The organism is Candidatus Equadaptatus faecalis (assembly GCA_018065065.1).
In the GTDB taxonomy this organism is placed as follows: Bacteria; Synergistota; Synergistia; order Synergistales; family Synergistaceae; genus Equadaptatus; species Equadaptatus faecalis.
Genome location: JAGHTZ010000082.1, coordinates 20936 through 38997 on the forward strand (window position 1 = coordinate 20936; position 18062 = coordinate 38997).

Genomic DNA, 18062 nt, shown 5'->3' on the forward strand with positions numbered 1-18062 from the left:
CCGTGTTAAATTTCTTTAAAGAATTCCGCAACGAGCCCGCCGATTTTATCCGCGTTGCCGCCGATTGTCTCAAGCACTTCCTCTTCCGTCAGTCTTTCATTCCTGACGCCTGCGGCATAGTTTGAAACGCAGGAAAGCACCGCTATTCTCATTCCCATGTGGCGTGCCGCTATAACCTCGGGAACGGTTGACATTCCGACTGCGTCAGCTCCGAGAAGCTTAGCCATTCGGATTTCAGCCGGTGTCTCGTAGGAAGGTCCGCGCATTGCGATGTAAATTCCCTGGAAAAGTTCTATCTTCTGTTCGGAAGCAAGCCTTGTAAGCAGATTGATATAGGCTTTGTCGTAGGTGAACGTCATGTCAGGGAATCTGTCGCCCCATTCAGGATTGTTGGCGCCTCTGAGAGGATTGTCTCCCATAAAATTTATATGGTCGGTAACGGCGATTATGCTGCCGGGCTTTATGTCCCTGCCCTCCGACGGAATCCCGCCGGAAGCGTTGGTGAACAGCACAGATTTTACGCCAAGCTCGCCGAGCACGCGCACGGGAAAGGTTACCTCTGTCATGTCGTAGCCTTCGTATCCGTGTATTCTTCCCTGCATAACGACAGTGTATTTTCCGCCGAGCATACCGAAAAGCAGACGTCCGCGGTGACCCGGCGCCGTAGATTTCGGCCAGTACGGTATGCTTTCGTAGCTGACTACCGTTTCCGCCTCCAGCATATCGGCAACGCTGCCAAGTCCCGAACCAAGCACGAGCATGTATTCAGGCGCGCTGCTTATTCTTTTCTGCAGATAATTTCTTGCTTTTCTGACTTTGTCAGCGTAGTCCATCGTTTTCCTCCGTTGCTTCTGACGCGCGGGGATGATAACGGTCGTACAAGTCCCGCATTTCCTCGTCTATGTGCGTATATTTCTGTGTTGTCAGTATTGACGAATGTCCAAGCATTTCCTGCAAGGTTCTCTGATCCATGCCGTTGCGAAGAAGATGCGTCGCGAAAGTATGCCGCAAAACGTGAGGGTGCAGTCTTGCTATAGGAATGCCCGCCTCCTGTCCGCGTTTGCGGAGTATATGCCAAAGCGAATCGCGGCCGAGCTGCTGCCCGCTTCTGCTCAAAAACAGCCACTGCAGACCGTCTCTGTTCAGTGAAGGACGCGTTTCCTCAATGTAATTTTCAACTATTCGCCGCACCGCGCCTACAAACGGAATACTGCGTTCTTTCGAGCCTTTTCCGCGCGTGTAGAGCACGCCGCTTCCGAAATCTATGTCTTTGAGAGCGATGCCGCATATTTCCGACGCCCTCATACCCGTGCCGTACGCCAGTTCAATTATTGCCCTGTCGCGTTTTCCGAACGCTGTTCCGTCCTCGCAGGCGTTGATTATGCGCTGTATTTCACCCTCGGTCATAACCTCCGGCAGCTTTTTGTCGCGTTTTGGAAGTTCGTCAAGCTTCGGCAGATGCGATTCTTCTCCGTCATAGACTAAAAAATGCGCGAAAGAAGCAAGAACTGCCGCATTTCTCTGTATCGTGCTTTTTGCCTTGCCGGCGGCTGTCAGTTCAAGAACAAACCTTGAAACGGCGTCTGCGTTTAACTTTTCAGGCACAGCGTCATGCTTTCTGCAGAACGTGTACCATGCGTTCAAATCGGACATGTATGATTTGACGGTATTCTGACTTGCCCCCCGTTCAAACAGAAGGTAATCTTTAAATCTCTCCGTAAGCAGCGCGAATTCGCTGCTAAATTCTGTTATCAAGCTGCTGCCTCCTGTACCAGTAAACCGCAGCAATAGTTTTTGCATCGACTATTTCGCCGTTCGTTATTTTTTCTTCCGCCTCGGCGGGGGAAAGGCGTACGACCTCTATCAGTTCGTCCTCGTCCTCCGGCAGTTTTGACTTTACAAGCTCTGAAGCAAAATAAACGTGCAGTTTTTCCGTAGAAAAGCCCGGCGAACAGTAGAACGAAGCAATTTTTTCAAGTTTTCCCGGCTTGCAGCCACATTCCTCCTGAAGCTCGCGCACCGCGGTATCAGCCGGATTTTCGCCGTCCTCAACCAGACCGGCGGGAATTTCAAGCAGTTCGGCGCCGGCGGCGTAGCGGTACTGCGAAACAAAAAGCAGCAGTCCGTAAGCGTCAGCGGCAAGAACAGCAGAAACGTCCCTGTGCTCCACGACTTCCCTTTTCGTCTGCACTCCGGACGGAAGCGCAACCTCATCTATTCTGAGATTAAGTATGCGGCCGCTGTAAAGAAGATTTGAAGCAATACTGCGTTCAGTTTTGTCCATTCTGCCGCCTCCCTGTACCTATTGCAGCCTGTCGCCGACAGACAGTCTTGCTCCTCTGAGCCAGTCCGCCGCGCTCTGCTGTTTTTTGCTGTCAGGCTGCACTGTTTCAAGCTTCAGCGCGTTTTCTCCGCACGCAATTACCGGCTCGCCGTTCTCTATTGCAATGATTTCTCCGGGTTCGGCAGTTTTTTGACTTTTTATCACAGACGCCTTGAAAATTCTGAGCCTTTTATCGCCGTTAAAGCAGAAAACTCCCGGCGCGTTTGACAGCGCGCGCACAAGGCAGCCGCAGGCAAATGCAGACTTATTCCAGTCAATTCTCCCCTCTGATTTGTCAATTTTCGGGGCAAGACTGAAACCGTCCTGCGGCTGGGGCTTAAATTTCCAGTTATCGGGTTTAACTTCAAAAATCAGACGCAGCATTTCGCGGCAGCCTGCTTCCGCGCAGCGTTCAAGCAGCGAATCGTAAGTATCGTTTTCCGAAATTTCTACTCCAGGCTGTGAGAGCAAATCTCCCGTATCCATTCCTGAATCAAGCTTGAAAACAGAAACGGCGGTAGTCTTCAGCCCGTCCATAATCGCTCTCTGCAACGGAGCAGAACCTCTGTAAAGAGGCAACTTAGACGGGTGCAGATTTATGCAGCCGTATTTCGGCAGGGAAAGCAGCGGTTCCTTTATAAGATGGCCGAAATCTATAACAAATATAATATCCGGTGCGTCGCTGACAATCCATTCTGTTCTTTCTGTATCGGCGGACAGCCTGTCAGTCGTAAAACACGGAATTTCAAGCTCCTGCGCCGCAATGCTGACGGGAGTGTCGTGAAGCTGAAGCCCTCTGCCGGAAGTTTTCGGAGTATTCGTAACAACCCATGCCGGCTTAAACTGTCCTGACAAAAGACGAAGGCACGCCGCGGCAAATCTGCCGCTTCCGCAAAAACCTGCCCTGAGCATCTTATTTACCGCTTTCTTTCTCAATTTTTTTCTTCATAAAACTTCTTTTAAGCGGTGAAACGCGGTCTATAAGCATTCTGCCGCGCAAGTGGTCTATTTCGTGAGAAAATACGGTAGTCAAAAATCCTTCCGTCTGCTTTGTATGCTCGTTTCCAAACTCGTCCTTATATACAACCGTCATGCTGACGGGCGACGGCACTTTAACGTAAATGCGCGGGAAACTCAGGCAGCCTTCCTCGTGTACCTCAGAACCCTCTGATTTGATGATTTCGGGATTTATCAGCGTATATTTCTCTCCCTGATAATCTATGACTATTATCTGTTTGTTAAGCCCTATCTGAGGTCCTGCAAGCCCTATTCCGTCAGCCGCGTACATTGTCTCGAACATATCGGCAACAATTTTGCGCAGCTCGTCGTCAAATACCTTTACCGGCTTATTTTCGTTTCTGAGCACAGGGTCGGGATAGGTACATATTTTTAATATGCTCAAAGAAAACATCTCCATTCGCCGCGCAGCACGCGCGTAAATAAATCCAAACTTGGTACAACAAGATTATAACACGATAAAGGCTTGAAAAACAAAACAGCGGCGTCAAATAAAACGAGGCAGTGCAAAACCGCGCTGCCCCGCATATAAAACGCTGAAAAAATTTCACACAATTTTATTCGTATATTTCCACCAAAAACCCGCGTTCGACCGCCTCGCGGAGCGACATCTTTCTTGGGGCGCCGAACCGTTTTTCTTCGCCGTCTTTTATTAAAACGATTGTGTTTTGTCGGGCTTAAACATTACGCTCCGTTCACAGTTGCGTCAAAGATTTTCCGAAGTATGTCCGAAACTTCCGAGGCGAGCTCCGCAACCTTTCCAAGCCCTTCGTTCATTCTGATTTGATAACTTCCTGCAAGTTCAGGGTCGGAAACGTGCGGAAGGTTCATGTACACGTTGTAGGACGCGGATTTTGCCGCCGCTTCAGCCAAAAGAGAGGCTGCCCCTGCGTCGCTTACCGCCCCGGGGTTTCCGCTGCGCGCTGCCAAGAGCGCAAGCTCCGCTGTTTTCACACAGGCGTCTATCATTTTGAGCGGCACTTCCGTTGAAAGCCTTACAGCGTCCTGCATTGCGGCTTTTCTCGCCCGTTTTTCAAGCTCCGTTTCCTTTTTCATGCGCAATGCGGACATATAGAACGAGAACGCGTCAATATCTTCCTGCATGAGTTTCAGGAAATTTCCGCGCAGCTCTTTTGTTTCCGAGATAAGCTGCTGCATAAGGCTTTCCTGTTCTGCAAATTTTTCTTTGCCTGCGGTCAGGTTCGCAACCATGGAGACAAGAGCGGCTGCAAGGGCACCGCAAACGGCAGAGGCGCTTCCGCCGCCGGGCGCCGGTGAATTTGACGCAAGGTCTTCAAGAAAGGCTTTTATTTCGGCGTTTTCAAAATGCATTTTCAGCACCTGTTACGCGTTGTTTTTAATTATTCCGAGTTTTTCAGCCACTTCAACGCCATAGCCAGGATTTTCGCGGAAGGCGTTACGTATCAGGCTGAGCCAAACTCCGTCTGCGTATTCGTCGTCAAGAAAATCGTACATGTACTGCGGATCTCCGCTCGTGAGATAACATTCGTCAAGGAATATGTCGTAAAAATTCATGAGCAGATATGCAAGCTGCTCCTTGTTCCGACAGATTTCCCTTATTTTGTCAATGTTCTTTTTCATTTGTACAGCCTCCTGTTTATTGTATGAATGTTGCGTCACCGAATGAAAAGACACGATAGCGTTCTTTCATTGCCGTTTTGTATGCCGCCATTATCGTATCATAGCCTGCAAACGCAGAGACGAGCATAAGCAGCGTACTTTTCGGCAGGTGAAAGTTTGTTATCAGCGCGTCAACTATTTTAAACTCAAATCCTGGGCGGATAAAGAGGTTTGAATTCATTATGCCAGGCTCAATTTTCCCTGTTTCACGCGCAAAGCTTTCAAGCGTGCGGACAACTGTCGTCCCGACCGCTACCACCCTGCGGCCTTCCGCTTTTGCGCGGTTGATTTTTTCCGCCGTTTCGGCAGATATTTCGCAAAGTTCAAAGTGCATTATATGGTCGTCAACATTGTCGCTTTTGACAGGTCTGAACGTTCCGAGCCCTACCTGAAGCGTTACGAAGACGTGCTCTACACCTGAGGCGTATATTTTTTCAAGCAGTTCGTTTGTAAAATGCAGTCCCGCCGTGGGCGAAGCAACGGAGTTCTCTTTTTCAAGCTTTGAATAGACTGTCTGATATTCTTCGGCGTCTGCCGTACTTTCCGTGATGTAGTGAGGAAGCGGCGTCTGTCCGTTTTTGTGTATGACGTCCAGCGCGTTGTCGCTCTCTGCAAAATATACGTAGCGCAGACCGTCTTCAAGACGTTCGCCGACGGTAACGACCGAGCCGCCCGAAAAAGTTACTTTCGTACCTTCGGGAAGCTTGCGCCCGGGTTTCACAAGAGCAGTCCATTTGCCCTGATTTTCAGAAACAGGCGAGAGAAAAAATATTTCAACCTTTGCCCCGTCACCGTTTTTTCTTCCTTCAAGACGCGCGGGGAGCACTCTCGTATCGTTCATAACGAGCAGGTCGCCCGGACGGAGATATTCCGTTACGTCGCGGAAAATTCTGTGTTCAAATTCCGTGCTGCCTTTTTTGATTACCATAAGCCGCGCGGAGTCGCGAGGAGACGCGGGGTTCTGCGCAATGAGCGACTGGTCAAGAGGATAATCAAAGGTTGAGGTTTTGTTAAAATCAGGCTTCATCAGTAATGCTCCAGTATGAGCCCAGGAAAATAATATTCAAGAATCTGCCGGCAGTCCCAGCCGTTTTCAGCCATTGCCTTTGCCTGTCTCTGCGGAAGTCCGACGCCGTGTCCCCAGCCTTTTCCGCTGAAAGTTACGGTTTCTCCTATGCCGTATTCGCCAAACTGCGCCGCAGGCTGAATATCCTGTGCCTTTTCAGTTTTTTCAGCTGTTCCGCTTCCGCCGGAGACAGACTGCGCAACCACGTTATTGGCTGTATCAAGCCTTCTCATGCCAAGTTCTATATATTCGTCAATTTTCTCAGGCTTTGCAAGCATTCGCATGAATTCTTCAACGCTGAAAAGTCTGTTGTCCGCAAACCAGTTCAGCTGCGCCCGTTTATCCTCAGGCATAGTACTGCGGTCTATCACTCTTTTTCTTCCGAACGCCGGAACGTATGCCGTTTTTCGCGGTGCTGAAACGACGGGCGCACCGCCGCCGAAATTTACAAGCGTGCTTTTAAGTCCTGTCAGTATGCGGAATTTGTTTCCGTTAAGCGATGCTTTTCCGCTGCTGCCCCTGATTTCAAGAGAGGCTATTCGTCCGCTTGCGTCGCGTTTTACGTTTGAAAAGGCAAGCGGCGTGCCTATTGAAAAGCCGGCGTTGTTAAGGCATTTTTCAAGTTCTTCCCTGCTGATTGTTTTAGTCCAGGAGCTGTCTGTTCCCTGCGGAAATTTGTCAGGTTTTGCGGTAAGATACGGCAGCGCCTTTCCTCCCCACACATCGCTGTTTCCCGTAGTTATTCCGCCGCTGTCCGCATGATAAAAAACAGCCGCAGGCTGTCCGTCGTATTTCAGGACAAGCCCTGCTGTTTCCTTTACAGCGCGTACGGGGCCGTCGTCAAGCGAAAAATCCGCAGAAGCCGTGCAGTTTCCGCGTCCGGCGTTAAGCTCAAACGTGCGGGCAAGCACCGCCTGGGCTTTGAGAGCCTCAATATTCCAGCCAGGGCTCATTTCTTTTTTGACGTGAGTCAGTATGTAGCCTTCAAAGCCTTCGTCAAAACTTTCTTCAGCAAAACATACCGTGCATAAAGCAAGAGTAATCGCAAACGCTGCGAACACAATTTTTTTCATTATTTAAACCTCGAAAAGAATTTCAGAAGAAGCGAAAGTACGACGCTAACAAGCAGCATTGTGCCGAACGGCGCAAATACCGTAACTTTTTTGCCGTGATATGAAATGTCTCCGGGCAGACGCCCGAACGGAAGCGAAAGTTTCCCTGCAAGCAGAAAAATACAGCCGGCAGCCGTGAGCAGCAGTCCGAAAAATATCAGCGTTTTGCCGAGCTGTTGCATTATTCCCCGTCCGTATCAAGCAGCTGAGTCTGCTGATACTGCACAAAATCAGACGGCACCGGTTTGCCGAGATAGCCCCACGATGCTTTTGTAGCCTTGCGTCCGCGCGGGGTGCGTTCTATAAGCCCTTTCTGTATCAGATACGGCTCGTAGATGTCTTCTATGGTTCTCGTGTCTTCATTAAGGGCGGCGGCTAACGTTGAAAGCCCGACAGGACCTCCTTCAAACAGCTCCACAACAGCTTTCAGATATTTTCTGTCGCTGTCGTCAAGTCCCTGATCGTCAACGCCGAGCATATTAAGCGCTTCGTTGGCGGTTGTTCTGTCAATCGTTGCCAGCCCCTTGACTTCCGCAACGTCGCGCACACGGCGCAGGAAACGCAGCGCAACACGGGGCGTGCCGCGCGAACGGAGACCGATTTCCTCCGCTGCGTCGTCATTTATTCCTATGCCGAGCACGGATGCGCCGCGTCTTACAATAGCGGTCAGTTCCTCCGGCGTGTAGAGCTTAAGCTGTTCGCATATCCCGAAACGTGCGCGGAGCGGCGAACTAAGCAAACCAAGCCGCGTCGTAGCCCCTATAAGCGTAAATTTCGGAAGCGTGAGCGAAATGCTCCTCGCAAGAGGACCTTTGCCGGTAATAATTGACAGCGAAAAATCTTCCATCGCCGGATAGAGTATTTCCTCAACGTTGGCAGGCATTCTGTGTATTTCGTCTATGAAAAGCACGTCTCCGGGCTGTATGTTCGAAAGCAGCGCGGCAAGGTCGCCTGCGCGTTCAAGAGCCGGTCCGGTCGTAACGCGGAGACTGCCGTGCATTTCTTTGGCGATAATTCCGGCAAGCGTTGTTTTGCCAAGCCCCGGAGGACCGTAGAACAGCACGTGGTCAAGCGGTTCCTCACGCTGAAGAGCCGCGGTCATAAATATGCTGAGTTTGTCTTTCAGTTCCGACTGCCCCACAAATTCTTCAAGCGCGGCAGGGCGCAGCGACTGAACGTCAAAATCGCGTTCAGGTTCGTAACGCATTCTTTCCATAAGCTTATCGTCAGTATCGGGATACATCATAGCCGCAAGCCTCCGTTAACGCCTCTGAAGCATACTGAGAGACGACCTGAGCAGTTCGGATTCCGTCCACTCTTTTTCCGGGTCAGCCATGCCTTTTGAAAGGGCAACAGCACGGGCGGCTTCGCTCTGCGAAAAGCCGAGTCCGACAAGCGCGTCCATGACGGAATTGTCAAAGCCTCCGGCGGCAAATGAAGAAACGGAACCACCGCCTGCTCCGGGAAATTTCTTTTCGATTTTGTTTTTAAGCTCGAAGCAGATGCGTTCGGCGCGTTTTGCGCCAAGCCCCGGGGCTGTAAGCATACGAGGCGATTCGCTTGTAATCGCCTGTACAACGTCGTCAAAATTGTTGTGTCTCAAAACTGTAATCGCAAGCTTTCCGCCTACGGTTTTCACCTGCACCAGTTCAAGGAAAAGTTCCTTTTCCCTTTCGTCGGCAAAACCAAACATACTGACGCCTGCGTCGCTTATCTGCATGTACGCAGGGCAGCTGAGATCTTCGCCGGCTACGGCATTGTTAATCAGCGCTTTCGAAACGAAAAGCTGTATTCCGAAACCGGAAACGTCAAGTATTATGCTGTCGTCAGTTACGGAAAGCACCTTTCCGCGAAGCGAACTTATCATTTTACAACCCTCTCAGAAGACTGTTGTCAAAATTGGAAGCGGTCATACCCGCGATGGCTATTGCCAAAGCGTCGGCGGCGTCATCAGGGGTCGGACGTTTCGGAAGTCCGAGAATTTTCGCTACCATTCCCTGAACCTGTATTTTTTCCGCAAGCCCGTAGCCGCATACCGCCATTTTAACGTCAGCTGGCTTCAGTTCATACGGTTCAAGTCCGAGTTCGGAAGCGTACAGCAGAATTATTCCGCGCGCCTCCCAGACCATTTCAGCGGTCGTTACGTTTCTGCCGAAGAACAGTTTTTCAACGGCAAAAACCTCGGGCCGGTACTGGTCAAGAATTATGTGCAGCTCGTCGTAAAGGCATTTCAGACGCTGCGTAACCGAAATTTTTGTGGGCGTCTTGATAACGCCGTACGTTTCGCATACGAGCCTGTTTCCGATCTGCGAAATTACTCCGTAGCCGCAAGTGCCAAGCCCCGGGTCAATGCCCAGGGCTCGTTTCGGCTTATTTTGCGTATTAGTCGTCAAGCTGTGCAAGAACGTCGTCCGCTATTACAAAGTTCGCGTAAACAGCCTGAACGTCGTCGTCTTCTTCAAAACGCTCTACCAGCGAGAGCATTTTCTGAGCTTTTTCTTTCGTGGTGATTGTGACCGTGTTTTTTGGAATCATTGCGATTTCCATTGATTCCACGTTGTAGCCTGCGTCTTTGAGCGCCTGGGCGACTTTTGCGAGCATAGTGGCTTCGCAGTTGACTTCAAAGCCTTCTTCTCCTGTCGTCATGTCGTCTCCGCCTGCGTCGAGAACTGCCATCAGCAATTCTTCTTCGTCAATGCCTTCGCCGACAATCTGGATTATGCCTTTGCGGTCAAAGTTCCATGCAACGCAGCCCATTTCACCGATCTGTCCGCCGCACTTCGTGAAGAGCGAACGCATAACAGGAGCCGTTCTGTTGCGGTTGTCGGTCATAGCGTCAACCATAACCGCGACTCCGTCCGGACCGTAACCTTCGTAGTAGATTTCTTCCATCGGTCCGCCGAGTTCTCCTGTTCCTCTTTTGATTCCGCGGTCGATGTTGTCCGCAGGAACGTTGCCGGCTTTTGCCCTGTCTATTGCGACTTTAAGACGGAAGTTGGCGTTCGGGTCTCCGCCGCCTTCTCTCGCGGCTGCGATTATATCCTTAATAAGTTTCTGGAAAGCTACTCCTCTTTTTGCGTCCTGTGCTTCTTTACGGCGTTTGATACCTGCCCAGTGTGAATGTCCTGACATTTTTATCACCTCATAATAGATTTAGTTTCTGAATTAAAACACGAAAAACTGCCTGTACTTCAGCACAGGTTCGGAGGAAGCGAAGCGCGCTCAACAGACCACGGCTTCGCCAGTTTCTGATTGTTTTCAAAGTATCTTCTTCGCAGCATGCGTTCACTCCGCGTCTTGCGATTTAGTACTGATATTTTAGCATAAATGAGAGCAGGACAACAGCATAAATTTAGTACTGCTGTCCGCACATTCTTTTTAATAATTTCCTATTGAGGCGACCATAACCGCTTTTATCGTGTGCAGACGGTTTTCGGCTTCGTCAAAAACCTTTGAGAACGGCGCTTCAAGCACTTCTTCCGTAACTTCGCTGCCCTTTACCGCAGGCAGGCAGTGCAGGAATATCGTTTCAGCCTTTCCTGTTGCTTTTATAAGCTCCATATTGACCTGATAGGGCGCAAGCAGTTTTTTGCGTTCTTCGTACTGCGCTTCCTCACCCATCGACGCCCATACATCGGTATAAATAACGTCCGCGTTTTCGACAGCTTCTTTTGGATCAGAGATTATTTCAATAACCGCTCCGGTTTTATCGTCTTCGGCTATCTTCCTGCATTCTGCGACAAGCTCCGGCGCCGTATGAAGCGCTTCGGGAGCGCAGACAACGAAATGAAGCCCGCATTTTGCGGCGCCTATCATAAGCGAATTTGCCATATTGTTGCGTCCGTCGCCCATAAACACAAGCTTTATGCCTTTAAGCCTTCCGAAATTTTCTTTTATCGTAAGAAAATCGGCAAGTATCTGCGTCGGATGATATTCGTCTGTCAGTCCGTTCCACACGGCAGCACCGGAATATTTTGCAAGGTCTTCAACCGTTTTCTGGCTGAAGCCGCGGAATTCTATGCCGTCAAACATTCTGCCGAGCACCCTCGCCGTGTCTTTAACGTCTTCCTTGTGCCCAAGCTGAATATCGTTTCTGCCGAGATATTCCGAATGTCCGCCCTCGTCAAAAGCCGCCACGGTGAATGCGCAGCGCGTGCGTGTCGATGGTTTTTCAAATATCAGGGCAATGTTTTTGCCGTCAAGCGCGTGCCCTCTTTCTCCGGCTTTCTTTTTGCGTTTAAGCTCTGCCGCCAAATCCACAAGGTATTCCACCTCTGCAGGCGTATGATGTTTCATTGTGAGAAGATGGCGTCCGTGCAGCTGTTCTTTCATTTACATTTCCTCCTTAAAGCTTTTCACAAGCTCAAAAAGTTTTTCTTCAAATTCACCGGCAGAGGCGTTGCAGAACGGCGTACCGTGTCTGAACATCACAAAGCCCGAAGGTGTTCCCGCTATGCCGAGGTCTGCGTTTGCCGCTTCCCTAGGTCCGTTGACCTCGCAGCCCATAACGGCTACGGTTGTTCCGTCGGGCAGATCGTCGGGCAAAAGGGCGCGAACCTTTTCGGCAAGGGTGATTACGTCTATTCTGCGACGTCCGCAGGTCGGGCAGCTGACAAGATTGTAACCTCGTTTTCTTATGCCTGCGGCGTTGAGTATGCTGTAGCCTGTTTTTACTTCTTCGACGGGGTCAGCTGTGAGGCTTACCCGTATCGTGTCTCCTATTCCCTGCAAAAGCATTGCGCCTATACCGACTGAGCCTTTGACAATTCCTGAAATTCCGAAGCCCGCCTCCGTTATGCCTATGTGCTGCGGGAAATTCCAGCGCTGCGCAAGTATGGTGTTTGCCCTGACGCTTTCCTGAACGCTGCTTGATTTTGCGGAAATTATTACGTTGTCAAAATTATTGTCAAGCAGAAGCCTCAGCTGTTCTTCAACCGCCGAAACGAGCGCAAGCGCGCGGTCGCCGTTTGCCGCCGCAAGCTGCGACGCGTTGAGCGAGCCACCGTTCGCGCCTATCCTGATTACCGCCCCGTTTGCCTTCGCGGCTGCAACTATTTCGGGAACTGCCTGCGGACTGCTCATGTTTCCCGGATTGATACGCACGGACGGGCAGCCGGAATCAAGCGCGGAAAGCGCAAATTTATGGTTGAAATGTATGTCTGCCATAAGCCTTAACTTTGAGCGGCTGACAAGCTCGCGGAACTGTTGCGCCGTATCCATTGACGGAAACGCGACTCTCGCAAGCTCGCAGCCCGCTTCGCGCAGGCGTTCCGTCTCCTCAAAACACGCGTCAGGGTCGGACAGCCGCGCCGTAAGCATGCTTTCAACGCGTACGGGATTGTTACCGCCTATTTTAAGACCGTTAACGTCAACAACTTTCGCACTCATTTATATCACCTCAGCGGACAAGCCGCAAAATGTCAAGTCCCGTTACGTAGATTATGAAAAGAAGCAGCAGCACAAATCCTGCATAGTGCACCGCGCCTTCAAATTTTGCTGAAACCTTTCTGCCCGTAACAAGCTCCGCAAACGCGAAAACTATTCTGCCGCCGTCAAGCGCAGGGAAAGGCAGAAGATTAACCAGTCCCAAATTGAGATTTATCAGTCCGAGGAACATAAGGAAGCTCCATAAGCCCTGCTTCGCCGCCTCTCCGGACATAACGGCTATGCCGAGCGGTCCCGAAATTTCCTCCTTGTTTCTTCCAATCAGCAGTCTGCCGAGCGAACTGAAAATATCGCTGCTCATACGAAACGCAAAACGCAGCGCTTCGGACATTGACTGAATAAGCGAAAAACGCAGTTTGCGCGGCTGTATGCCGAGCAGTCTCCCGCCGTGTTCTTTGCTGACAGGAACGCTGGTTTTAATGCAGATCTCTCTGCCGCCGCGCAGATATACAAGCTTAACGCTGTCGTCAGACACGCTGCGCAGAGTTTTGCTGATGTCTGCCCACTGCTTTATTTCAATATTGTTTATCTTTTTTATAACGTCTCCGCTGCGCAGCCGTATTTCAGCCGCCGGAGTGCCTTCCATAACTTTTCCGACCGTTGCCGTTTTCAAATCCCACGTACCGTTCGCAAAGAGATAGCTGCTGAACAAAAGCCATGCAAGCAGAAGATTTACAGAAATTCCGGCGGCAAGAATAACAAGCCTTTCCCACGGTTTTTTGGCGTAAAGCGCTCTTTCGCGCGGAATTTCAGAATTTTGGGCTTCGGGGCTTTCATCTTCCCCTTCGAGTTTAACGTAGCCTCCGACAGGGAAAGCACGCAGCGAGTATTTTGTTTCGCCCTTCTGCTTTGAAACAATCAGAGGACCCATGCCGAAAGAAAATTCGTGTACGTAGACGTTCCGCCACTTTGCGGCAAGGAAATGCCCGCCTTCATGCGATACAACGCATATTCCGATAACTACCAGAAATGCCGTAAAGGTAAAGAGCATTATTCAGACCTCCTGAGGCAGCTTTCCGCCGCGAGCCTTCTGCCTTCGCCGACAAGGGCGACAGCGTCTTCAAGCGAAGCCGGCGCTGAGCCGCTCCAGTTTGAAAGCACGTCCTCAACAACGCAGGCAATGCCGGTAAAGGATATTTTCCCGTCAAGAAACGCGGAGACCGCCGTTTCGTCGGCACCGACAAGCAGCGCGGGATACGCGCCGCCTTTTTTCCCTGCTTCAAGCGCAAGCGGAAAACACGGGAAACGATTTCCGTCTATTTCGTCAAAACGGAGGTCAAGCCCTGCAGGCTCAAGTGCTTCAATTCCGCGCTCCGCAAGCGGAAGCCTGTCAGGCCACGCGATTGCTGAGGCGGACGGCAGTCTCATGTCGGCTTTTGAAAGCAGCATTTTTGTCGTTCCGTCAATAAAGCGGACAAGCCCGTGCACGTACGAACCGGGGTGCACGAGAGCGCCGACCTTTTCCTGTGCCATGCCGAAAAGCTGCGCCGCTTCAATGCACTCAATACCTTTGTTCATAAGGGTTGCGCTGTCTATCGTTATCTTTGCGCCCATATTCCACGTAGGGTGTTTCAGCGCGTCGGAAGGAGTTACCTTTTCCATCTGTTCAGCCGTAAAGCTTCTGAACGGGCCTCCTGAAGCGGTAAGCCAGAGCTTGTCAACCTCTTCCGAAGGTGCACCCTCCATACACTGCCATACGGCGCTGTGTTCGCTGTCAACGGGACGCAGCTGGTTTTTATACTGAACGAGCGGCATAACCCACGGACCTGCCACCACAATACTTTCCTTATTTGCGAGAGAAACTTTTTTGCCCGTTTTAAGAGCGCACTGCAAAGCAGGGATCGCCGCCGTTCCTGAAGACGCGAATACGACCTGGTCAATCTCCGGAGAACAGGCGATTTCAGACAACCCCTCAACTCCTGAAAGGCAGGTGAAATCATTATCTGAAAACGGCGCTTCAGGATTGCTGAGGCAGAGGATTTTTGAAGAAAAAGAACGTCCGAGCTCTTTCAGTTTCTTTTCGTTTGAATTTGCGGCAAGGGCAGCCACCCTGAAACGCTCAGGAAAACGCGAGCAGACGCCAAGCACGGAACTGCCTACGCTTCCCGTTGCGCCTATAACCGCTATGTTTTGTATTTCGCTGCGTTCTGTCATTTTACAAAAAGTCCGAAAATTATATAGGCGATAACAGCGTTCACAAGCATAGCGCCGTGCCGGCGGACACTACCGTCAGAAGCCTTAAAATCCCGAAAAGAAACTGCCATTGCATTACCGCCCTTCGTTCCTGTCTCCGCCTGTATATGATAACTCTCAAAACGCGATATGTCTAACACTTTCGGCAAAACGTCCAAAACAAAACGGCGCAGAACGAAACCGCGCCGTCTGTTGTTTGATATTTAAGTCTGCCGCTCAGGCTATTTTTTAATCAGCTTTTTAAGCTCCTCAAGCTCATTCTTAAGCGTCTGAATTTCCGTACCCTGTTGCGCGACCGTACTTTCAAGCACGCTGTTTTTATCGTTAAGATACTTCACCTGTTTCTGAAGCTCCGCCTTTGTCTTTGCCGTTTCGCCCTTGCCGAATTTCAGGCTGAATCCGACGTTGTACGCGTTCTGGCTGTCGTTTCCGTTGCTGATTGACGTTGACGCCGAGAGCATCATATTCGGGCTCGGTTTGTAGGCAAGTCCTATCGCTTCCGCGTTTGAACCTCTGTAACCGCCGTACGCAACCGCGCCGACAAGCTTGTCGCCTGCTTCGCCGCTCGGTTCAGCAAAGTGCAGTCCGGCCAATGCCGCTGATATTGCGCCAACTTCGCGGATTTCCTGCGTGTTGGCGTTAATTTCGTTCTGCAAATGTCTTTCAACAGCCTGAGCTCTCATCGATTCAGCCGCTATCGCCTGATTTGTCTTATATAGCTGTCCCGTTGTCGCCGCGGAGGTTCCGCCTTCGGCAAGTTCAGCCGCTTTCACATTGCTGATTGTCGTTCCGTTGCTGCCCAAAAGTTCAATTTTCGACTTGTCCGCATTATAGTGTACGGCATTTGCGTCTTCTCCGCCGCCGCCGCTCGGAAGATTGCTGATTATGTCAAATATCTGTCCGCCGTTGACCGCGTCTGTTGAGCCGCTTTCTATCGCGCCGTTGGCAACGTTGACTATCTGTTTCAGATGTCCTTCGTCTCCAACTGATACTACACCTTCGGCTGCGCTTCCGCCCGTGAAATTGTAGGTTTTCGTTCCGATTGTCGCGCTTGATATATTTGCCGCGTCTTTTGTTACAGCGTTATTGCCGAGCGCGACTGAATTTGCGTGTGTTGCCTGCGCGCCGCTGCCGAACGCAATTGTTCCGGCGTAGTCGGCTGCCTGACCTTCAACACCCGCAACCGCGCCTTTACCGAACGCGAACGAGTAGTCGCCGTATGCCTTGCTCTGGGCGCCTCCCGCGAAGGAAGCCGTTCCGCCGGCGTTTGTTTGAGTGCCTATCGCTACAGAAGCCATTCCGACGGCGTTCGTATTCCAGCCAATCGCCACGGCGTAGTTTCTGTGTGCTTGAGCTCCGCTACCCATCGCTACGGAATAGTTGCCGCTGGCATTCGTCTGGTAACCCATCGCCGTGGAATAATTTCCGCCGGCATTCGTGTCTTTGCCCATCGCTGTGGAATAATCTCCGCTGGCATTGTTATTTCCGATTGCTACAGCGCCAATGCCGCTCGCATTTGCGCCTGTTCCGAGCGCAAGCGCGTTTTCCGCCGTTGCCCGTGCATCGTTGCCGAATACTGCCGAGTTCTTGCCTGAGGCAAGCGTGCCTTCAGACAACGAAGTACCTATAGCTATTGCGTTTTCGCCGCTTGCAGTTACACCGGGCGCATACGGCTTCGCATATCAGTCAAATATATTATCCTCAGTAATAACCCCAAGACTTGCCATAGCTGCAACAATTTCTTCAGCAGGTTTGTTTTTCCATTCGTTTACATCCAAAGCCCAGCTTGGATCAAACAGCCAACTAAAATTACTCCACTCTGTCGCGTAAGTGACAGGGTCATTGATAACTTTCTTTATAAACTCGCAATAATATGATTTTGATCTAGACCCTAACGCGATAGTGTTGTCTCCGCCGTAAACAGGCGTGCCGCTGCTGTCGTCCATAGTACCCGCGACTGCGCCGTCACCGAACGCAAAGGAATTTGCGCCGTACGCTGTACTGCTGCTGCCCCCTGCAAAGGAATTTGCACCGTATGCTGCGCTGTTGCTGCCCCCTGCAAAGGAACTTTTGCCGTTTGCAGTCGTATTAAAGCCCATCGCTGTGGAATTTTCGCCTTCCGCTCTCGTAGTATTGCCCAACGCTGTGGAATAGTCGCCTTCCGCTCTCGTCCATAAACCCGTTGCTGTGGAAGCACGTCCGCTTGCGGTCGTCATGTAGCCCATCGCCGTGGAAGCCTCATTGGTTGCACATGTAGTGTAGCCCATCGCTACAGAATAGTTCCCGCTTGCGCTCGTCATGTAGCCCATCGCCGTGGAATCATGTCCGATGGCGTTCGTGTTCTGACCCATCGCAACAGAATAGTTGCCGATTGCGGTCGTTTGGTAGCCCATTGCCGTGGAATATTCTCCGCTTGCGGTGTTGTCGCTGCCGTTGTCAACGTAAATACCACCCGTTCCGGCACCTGAATCGCTCCAAGACGTCGCCATTGCCGGCGATACCGCAGCAAAGATGAATGACAGGAGCATGAATAGTGCTGCTAACTTCTTGAAACTTCTCATGTTGTTTTTCTTCCTTTCAAAATAAATTTTGCACAACTGAAATCTGATTTATGACGATAAAAACTCTCGCCGCAGCGTGACACACAAACCCGACGGAATACGTTCCGCCGCTTTGTTTATTTTACGGCGGCATTGACTGTTGTGCAAGTATTGATTTTCAAAATTTCGTCATGTGTCCCTCCAAATTTCGTCATACCCCTCTATTTAAATATCTTGAAAATTTCGCTTTTTTTGGAAACTCAGCCGTTTTTGAAACACAATAAAAATACAGCTGCCATGCGGTTTCGCATTGACAGCTGTTTCCATTTTTACAAATTTTTTGCAGAGCGTTTTTCAGGGGTGTCAGTCTTGGGGTAATTTGTATAACGTCAGGACAGGCAGGTTAAAAATTGTGTTTTTGACCGTTTTTTGAGACGAGGTTCAAATACAGACGCCGCAAGGCTTCGCAAGGACAGGTGTTTCCATTTTTTTGTCTTTTTTCAAGATATTTATATAGAGGGTGCTGACGATTTTTCGTCGGGCATGGCTTTTCTGAAACAGTTGTATGACCTGCCGAGGTCTGCATTTGCGGCTGTTTCTCGGCAGAGAGGCTGTGCCTTGTATATCTCTCACGCATTACGTGATGCGGCTCCAAACGGAGGTAAGCCCGTTGCTTTTCAGCTAAAGCTCTGCAACACTTCGGTAACGGCACGCTTAGCGGTCGG

22 protein-coding genes are annotated in these 18062 nt (G+C 50.7%); all 22 read right to left on the reverse strand.

Annotation, left to right across the window (positions count from 1 at the left end; genetic code table 11):
* Window positions 1-5: 5 nt before the first annotated feature.
* A complete protein-coding gene (locus tag KBS54_06820; protein ID MBQ0055833.1) occupies window positions 6-833 on the reverse strand; it encodes a purine-nucleoside phosphorylase in 828 nt (275 codons plus the stop codon).
* On the reverse strand, window positions 820-1800 hold the full coding sequence (locus KBS54_06825; GenBank protein MBQ0055834.1) for a tyrosine-type recombinase/integrase: 981 nt from the start codon (window positions 1798-1800) through the stop codon (window positions 820-822). Before KBS54_06825 ends, KBS54_06820 begins: the two co-directional genes overlap by 14 nt.
* Window positions 1739-2284 (reverse strand): NUDIX hydrolase, encoded by a 546-nt coding sequence (locus tag KBS54_06830; GenBank protein MBQ0055835.1) that lies wholly within the window; start codon window positions 2282-2284, stop codon window positions 1739-1741. Before KBS54_06830 ends, KBS54_06825 begins: the two co-directional genes overlap by 62 nt.
* An 18-nt stretch (window positions 2285-2302) precedes the next feature.
* Window positions 2303-3235, reverse strand: coding sequence for a methionyl-tRNA formyltransferase (fmt, locus tag KBS54_06835; protein ID MBQ0055836.1), 933 nt, complete (start codon window positions 3233-3235; stop codon window positions 2303-2305).
* 1 nt (window position 3236) lies between these two features.
* Window positions 3237-3734 carry a peptide deformylase gene (gene def, locus KBS54_06840; protein ID MBQ0055837.1) on the reverse strand — a complete coding sequence of 166 codons (498 nt, stop codon included), beginning with the start codon at window positions 3732-3734 and terminating at the stop codon, window positions 3237-3239.
* Window positions 3735-4024: 290 nt separating this feature from the next.
* Entirely contained in the window at window positions 4025-4672 is a 648-nt protein-coding gene (locus tag KBS54_06845; GenBank protein MBQ0055838.1) for a cyclodeaminase/cyclohydrolase family protein, read from the reverse strand.
* Window positions 4673-4684: 12 nt separating this feature from the next.
* Window positions 4685-4942 carry a hypothetical protein gene (locus KBS54_06850; protein MBQ0055839.1) on the reverse strand — a complete coding sequence of 86 codons (258 nt, stop codon included), beginning with the start codon at window positions 4940-4942 and terminating at the stop codon, window positions 4685-4687.
* 16 nt (window positions 4943-4958) lie between these two features.
* The gene (gene queA, locus KBS54_06855; protein MBQ0055840.1) at window positions 4959-6008 is read right to left on the reverse strand and encodes a tRNA preQ1(34) S-adenosylmethionine ribosyltransferase-isomerase QueA; all 1050 of its coding nucleotides are present in this window, start codon (window positions 6006-6008) and stop codon (window positions 4959-4961) included.
* Complete coding sequence (locus KBS54_06860) at window positions 6008-7120, reverse strand: SpoIID/LytB domain-containing protein (protein MBQ0055841.1); 1113 nt, start codon at window positions 7118-7120, stop codon at window positions 6008-6010. The genes queA and KBS54_06860 overlap by 1 nt, the downstream gene beginning before the upstream one ends.
* Window positions 7120-7341, reverse strand: a complete 222-nt coding sequence (locus tag KBS54_06865; GenBank protein MBQ0055842.1) for a DUF2905 domain-containing protein — start codon at window positions 7339-7341, stop codon at window positions 7120-7122. Before KBS54_06865 ends, KBS54_06860 begins: the two co-directional genes overlap by 1 nt.
* Window positions 7341-8402 carry a Holliday junction branch migration DNA helicase RuvB gene (gene ruvB / locus KBS54_06870; protein ID MBQ0055843.1) on the reverse strand — a complete coding sequence of 354 codons (1062 nt, stop codon included), beginning with the start codon at window positions 8400-8402 and terminating at the stop codon, window positions 7341-7343. Before ruvB ends, KBS54_06865 begins: the two co-directional genes overlap by 1 nt.
* A gap of 18 nt (window positions 8403-8420) precedes the next feature.
* Window positions 8421-9026 (reverse strand): Holliday junction branch migration protein RuvA, encoded by a 606-nt coding sequence (locus tag KBS54_06875; protein ID MBQ0055844.1) that lies wholly within the window; start codon window positions 9024-9026, stop codon window positions 8421-8423.
* A 1-nt stretch (window position 9027) separates the two neighbouring features.
* Complete coding sequence (gene ruvC, locus KBS54_06880) at window positions 9028-9552, reverse strand: crossover junction endodeoxyribonuclease RuvC (protein MBQ0055845.1); 525 nt, start codon at window positions 9550-9552, stop codon at window positions 9028-9030.
* Window positions 9542-10291 carry a YebC/PmpR family DNA-binding transcriptional regulator gene (locus tag KBS54_06885; GenBank protein MBQ0055846.1) on the reverse strand — a complete coding sequence of 250 codons (750 nt, stop codon included), beginning with the start codon at window positions 10289-10291 and terminating at the stop codon, window positions 9542-9544. Before KBS54_06885 ends, ruvC begins: the two co-directional genes overlap by 11 nt.
* Before the next feature lie 246 nt (window positions 10292-10537).
* The gene (gene argF, locus KBS54_06890; protein ID MBQ0055847.1) at window positions 10538-11491 is read right to left on the reverse strand and encodes an ornithine carbamoyltransferase; all 954 of its coding nucleotides are present in this window, start codon (window positions 11489-11491) and stop codon (window positions 10538-10540) included.
* Window positions 11492-12547 (reverse strand): flavodoxin-dependent (E)-4-hydroxy-3-methylbut-2-enyl-diphosphate synthase, encoded by a 1056-nt coding sequence (ispG, locus tag KBS54_06895; protein ID MBQ0055848.1) that lies wholly within the window; start codon window positions 12545-12547, stop codon window positions 11492-11494.
* Window positions 12548-12557: 10 nt separating this feature from the next.
* Window positions 12558-13595, reverse strand: a complete 1038-nt coding sequence (locus tag KBS54_06900; protein ID MBQ0055849.1) for a site-2 protease family protein — start codon at window positions 13593-13595, stop codon at window positions 12558-12560.
* On the reverse strand, window positions 13595-14758 hold the full coding sequence (locus KBS54_06905; protein MBQ0055850.1) for a 1-deoxy-D-xylulose-5-phosphate reductoisomerase: 1164 nt from the start codon (window positions 14756-14758) through the stop codon (window positions 13595-13597). Before KBS54_06905 ends, KBS54_06900 begins: the two co-directional genes overlap by 1 nt.
* A complete protein-coding gene (locus KBS54_06910; GenBank protein MBQ0055851.1) occupies window positions 14755-14937 on the reverse strand; it encodes a hypothetical protein in 183 nt (60 codons plus the stop codon). Before KBS54_06910 ends, KBS54_06905 begins: the two co-directional genes overlap by 4 nt.
* A gap of 81 nt (window positions 14938-15018) precedes the next feature.
* Complete coding sequence (locus tag KBS54_06915; GenBank protein ID MBQ0055852.1) at window positions 15019-16413, reverse strand: YadA-like family protein; 1395 nt, start codon at window positions 16411-16413, stop codon at window positions 15019-15021.
* Between the two features lie 66 nt (window positions 16414-16479).
* A complete protein-coding gene (locus tag KBS54_06920) occupies window positions 16480-17358 on the reverse strand; it encodes a hypothetical protein (GenBank protein ID MBQ0055853.1) in 879 nt (292 codons plus the stop codon).
* Window positions 17359-17740: 382 nt separating this feature from the next.
* A partial coding sequence (locus tag KBS54_06925; GenBank protein ID MBQ0055854.1) for a hypothetical protein occupies window positions 17741-18062 on the reverse strand: 322 nt, incomplete at its 5' end.

What these genes read in the sequence shown, in the direction of transcription:
- KBS54_06860 (MBQ0055841.1), bottom strand. Translation starts at nt 7,120, where the DNA reads ATGAAAAAAATTGTGTTCGCAGCGTTTGCGATTACTCTTGCTTTATGC.
- KBS54_06820 (MBQ0055833.1), bottom strand. Translation starts at nt 833, where the DNA reads ATGGACTACGCTGACAAAGTCAGAAAAGCAAGAAATTATCTGCAGAAA.
- argF (MBQ0055847.1), bottom strand. Translation starts at nt 11,491, where the DNA reads ATGAAAGAACAGCTGCACGGACGCCATCTTCTCACAATGAAACATCAT.
- KBS54_06875 (MBQ0055844.1), bottom strand. Translation starts at nt 9,026, where the DNA reads ATGATAAGTTCGCTTCGCGGAAAGGTGCTTTCCGTAACTGACGACAGC.
- KBS54_06905 (MBQ0055850.1), bottom strand. Translation starts at nt 14,758, where the DNA reads ATGACAGAACGCAGCGAAATACAAAACATAGCGGTTATAGGCGCAACG.
- fmt (MBQ0055836.1), bottom strand. Translation starts at nt 3,235, where the DNA reads ATGCTCAGGGCAGGTTTTTGCGGAAGCGGCAGATTTGCCGCGGCGTGC.
- KBS54_06900 (MBQ0055849.1), bottom strand. Translation starts at nt 13,595, where the DNA reads ATGCTCTTTACCTTTACGGCATTTCTGGTAGTTATCGGAATATGCGTT.
- KBS54_06825 (MBQ0055834.1), bottom strand. Translation starts at nt 1,800, where the DNA reads ATGCAAAAACTATTGCTGCGGTTTACTGGTACAGGAGGCAGCAGCTTG.
- KBS54_06830 (MBQ0055835.1), bottom strand. Translation starts at nt 2,284, where the DNA reads ATGGACAAAACTGAACGCAGTATTGCTTCAAATCTTCTTTACAGCGGC.
- ruvB (MBQ0055843.1), bottom strand. Translation starts at nt 8,402, where the DNA reads ATGTATCCCGATACTGACGATAAGCTTATGGAAAGAATGCGTTACGAA.
- KBS54_06865 (MBQ0055842.1), bottom strand. Translation starts at nt 7,341, where the DNA reads ATGCAACAGCTCGGCAAAACGCTGATATTTTTCGGACTGCTGCTCACG.
- KBS54_06920 (MBQ0055853.1), bottom strand. Translation starts at nt 17,358, where the DNA reads ATGAGAAGTTTCAAGAAGTTAGCAGCACTATTCATGCTCCTGTCATTC.
- KBS54_06845 (MBQ0055838.1), bottom strand. Translation starts at nt 4,672, where the DNA reads ATGCATTTTGAAAACGCCGAAATAAAAGCCTTTCTTGAAGACCTTGCG.
- queA (MBQ0055840.1), bottom strand. Translation starts at nt 6,008, where the DNA reads ATGAAGCCTGATTTTAACAAAACCTCAACCTTTGATTATCCTCTTGAC.
- def (MBQ0055837.1), bottom strand. Translation starts at nt 3,734, where the DNA reads ATGTTTTCTTTGAGCATATTAAAAATATGTACCTATCCCGACCCTGTG.
- ispG (MBQ0055848.1), bottom strand. Translation starts at nt 12,547, where the DNA reads ATGAGTGCGAAAGTTGTTGACGTTAACGGTCTTAAAATAGGCGGTAAC.
- KBS54_06850 (MBQ0055839.1), bottom strand. Translation starts at nt 4,942, where the DNA reads ATGAAAAAGAACATTGACAAAATAAGGGAAATCTGTCGGAACAAGGAG.
- KBS54_06885 (MBQ0055846.1), bottom strand. Translation starts at nt 10,291, where the DNA reads ATGTCAGGACATTCACACTGGGCAGGTATCAAACGCCGTAAAGAAGCA.